This is a genomic window from Pseudoalteromonas sp. TP27 (genome assembly GCF_056470645.1).
In genome coordinates, this window is sequence record NZ_JARDAK010000070.1 from 1 (window position 1) to 1,865 (window position 1,865).

At 37.3% G+C, this 1,865-nt stretch carries 3 protein-coding genes; 2 read left to right on the forward strand and 1 reads right to left on the reverse strand.

Going from position 1 to position 1,865, the window contains the following annotated elements:
- The coding region (locus PX700_RS21925; protein WP_479521939.1) for an IS91 family transposase at nucleotides 1–543 on the forward strand (543 nt) is incomplete at its 5' end.
- 147 nt (nucleotides 544–690) lie between these two features.
- On the opposite strand, the gene PX700_RS21930 is transcribed toward PX700_RS21925, so the two are convergent.
- On the reverse strand, nucleotides 691–936 hold the full coding sequence (locus PX700_RS21930) for a hypothetical protein (protein WP_479521940.1): 246 nt from the start codon (nucleotides 934–936) through the stop codon (nucleotides 691–693).
- A 420-nt stretch (nucleotides 937–1,356) separates the two neighbouring features.
- Between PX700_RS21930 and PX700_RS21935 the strand changes: the two genes are divergently transcribed.
- The gene (locus PX700_RS21935) at nucleotides 1,357–1,740 is read left to right on the forward strand and encodes a YgiW/YdeI family stress tolerance OB fold protein (protein ID WP_446701198.1); all 384 of its coding nucleotides are present in this window, start codon (nucleotides 1,357–1,359) and stop codon (nucleotides 1,738–1,740) included.
- Nucleotides 1,741–1,865 lie beyond the last annotated feature (125 nt).

The following is a 1,865-nucleotide window of genomic DNA, read 5'->3' on the forward strand; positions in this document are numbered from 1 at the left end:
GTGGCATTTTTTTTAGAGCGCCAATATCAAAGATATTGGAACATCCATTTTGCAAAGAAGACTAAGCTGTTAAAGCAAACTGTAAATTATTTAGGTCGCTACCTAAAGCGCCCGCCGATATCAGCCTCAAGACTGCGTCATTATAGCGGAGGAACGGTGGTGTTTAAGTATTTAGACCATAGAGATGGGGAGCACAAAACAATGACTCTAACGCAAGAAGAGATGATTTTGCGTTATGTAAGCCATATTCCTCAAAAGCATCTAAAGATGGTGCGCTACTACGGTTTTCTCTCCAATAGTAAACGAGGTCGTTTACTTCCGTTAGTTTATGCTGCTTTAGAAAGTACAAAGCCAGAGCAGACAGATAAATTAACGTACGCCAAACAATACAAAGGGTTTACTGGTAACGACCCATACAAATGTACACTTTGTGGAAACAGGATGGTATTTACAGGTTTTACAAAAGGCCCAAAGAATGACGAATTACTGGATTCACGTCGCTTTAGTATGAGAGAAGATAGGCGATTAAGGAGCGCTGCGTAGGATAACTACGTCTAAAACGCACAAATTTGAGCAGAAACCATATAAAAACGGTGTTTTTGCATGAAGGTAGCCGTTAAAAAATAATAAGTCGAAGACTCTGATAAGAAAAAATGAGGTATTTTACCTTGATGGTTAGGATTGAAATTCCTAACCATCAAGGACTGCAATCACAGTTAATGATCCGTACTTATCTTTGGTGCTCACAATCGCAATGAAATCTTGATGACCTTTACAGTTACTTATTTCATCAATGCCAATCGTGTGAATATTCGAGTACTGCTCCCAATCAACAGATTTATCTATACGCGACTTCATGATACTCACTAATACGCGATAGCCAATTCGTTCTTTTTTGGATACGTCCTCTACCGTGCTATTAATGACACATCGCATCAAATAGTCCTCCAATCCTTTCGTCACCTTCCCACCTTTAGCGCACCAGTCATATTTTTCAGTTGTGGTTGGGTGATCATCGCAATGCTCACATTGATAACGAACCGGTCTGATTTTTAATAGGACTTGAGTATCAAAAATTGAGGTATGCCTGATTTTAATTGGAGATGAGTACCCATAGCATTTTGTCGCGGATTTTCCACATTTATGGCAGTTAGTTTTAGTTTGCGTACTTGTGACAGTAATCACTATTCTACCTTTTGAATCAATGAGTTGTGATTCAATGTCAAGAGTTTTAATACCTAGTTGGATGCGTAAATCTTTCATAAAATGCAGGACGTTTTGAAATCAATACTACATTCTAACCCTTATGGTTATTGGGTTCTACTCCAACAAGAAACGCAAAAGACCCGATTTATTATGAAAAAAATTCTACTTTTAGTTACGCTTGTTTCGTCATCTGTTTTTGCTAACAATCAAGTAATTAATCAACCAATAAATGCACAGTATGGTGGCTTTTCTGGACCAGCAGCGGCAGGTATTAATTCAGTTAAAGCTGTTTTAGATGCAGGTATGTTTAGTGATGATACACCAGTATCACTTACTGGTTATTTAGTAGAGTCTTTAGGCGGTGAAATTTATACGTTTAAAGATAATACAGGAACAATGCATGTAGAGATTGACCATGATAAATGGTTTGGTTTACAAGCGAAACCAACGACTAAAATTACAATTTATGGTGACATTGATAAAGAGTTTAATTATACGAAAGTTGATGTTGATCGTGTAAGTTTAGCTCAATAGTATTAACGTTATTGATTATGGAGAGGTCGCCAAATTTGGCGACCTTTTTTTTGCTCGTGATCACACTTTAATTCAAATTTCGCTGAAATTAGTAATAACTTCATTGTCATGCGCCAATTGGGTGT